Below are 1,030 nucleotides of genomic sequence, written 5' to 3'. Positions count from 1 at the left end.
CTAGACGGTCTATTCCAAGGGTTCAGTGGTCGTAAGCGATCAGGGATCGCATGACGGGTTGGCCGGTGTGCCAGTTGTGCCAGATCGCGGCGGTCATGGCCAGGAGGCGTTGCAGGATGCGGACGGCTGCGCCTGTGGGGGTGCGGCCGCCGTGCCGTTCGAGATCGAGTTGGCTTTTGAGGGTCTGGTTGACGGACTCGATGTTCTGGCGGACGGCGCGCAGCATGGGCCGGCCGGGGCGTGGTGTCTCGTTGCGGTATGCGGGTCGTATGACGTCGATATCCGTTTCGTTGAGCCAGGTCTCGGTGAGGCGGTCGCGGTAGCCCTTGTCGACGATCAGGATCAGTCCGTCCGGGTGATGGAACATGGCCGGCTGCAATGAGACCAGGTCGATCAGTACGTCGCGCTCGTCGGTCTTCGGGTTGGTCAGGGCGAACGCGACGGGTAGCCCGTGGATGGTGGTGACCAGGTGCAGGCGCAGGCCCCAGAACCGGCGGGAGTGCGAGGCGCAGTAGCCGTAGCCGGCCCAGCCGGCCAGGTCGGAGCGTTTGACGGTCTCTCGGGAGGTGCCGCACTGCACGGGGGTCGAGTCGGCGATGCGGACCGGGTGCCGCCACAGGTCGGTGTCCGCGGCGAGGACGGCGATGCAGTGGGCGATCTGGGTGATCAGGGCACGGAGGCGTTTGTTGTAGCCGGGCTGTTTGGGTAGGTACGGGAACAGATGTCCGATGGCCTTGCGGGCGCCGCGCAGCCACCGGATCTCGTCGTGGTGGCCGAGCAGCGCCTGCAGGACCGCGACGGTGATCAGTTCCGCGTCGGTGATCTTCGGGGTGATGCCGACCTTCGGCCGGTACGGGTTGAGCTGCGGTGAGGCCTTCAGTTCGTCGTCGATCTTCACGTAGAGTGCAGTGGCGAGGGTGTCCAGATCGACGTGCACGTGGCCTCCATGGTCTCGTTGCTCAGCAACGTCGATCATGGAGACCCTCGTCTACTTTCACCGCCCCGGTATCCCTTGGAATAGACCGTCTAG

At 65.2% G+C, this 1,030-nt stretch carries 1 protein-coding gene; it reads right to left on the bottom strand.

Annotation, left to right across the window (positions count from 1 at the left end; genetic code table 11):
* Positions 1-22: 22 nt before the first annotated feature.
* Entirely contained in the window at positions 23-937 is a 915-nt protein-coding gene (locus ABD332_RS59870) for an IS982 family transposase (protein ID WP_344516094.1), read from the bottom strand.
* Between the last annotated feature and the right edge of the window lie 93 nt (positions 938-1,030).

This window comes from Dactylosporangium maewongense (genome assembly GCF_039531485.1).
Taxonomy (GTDB): domain Bacteria; phylum Actinomycetota; class Actinomycetes; order Mycobacteriales; family Micromonosporaceae; genus Dactylosporangium; species Dactylosporangium maewongense.
This window is presented reverse-complemented; position numbering and strand designations above follow the sequence as displayed.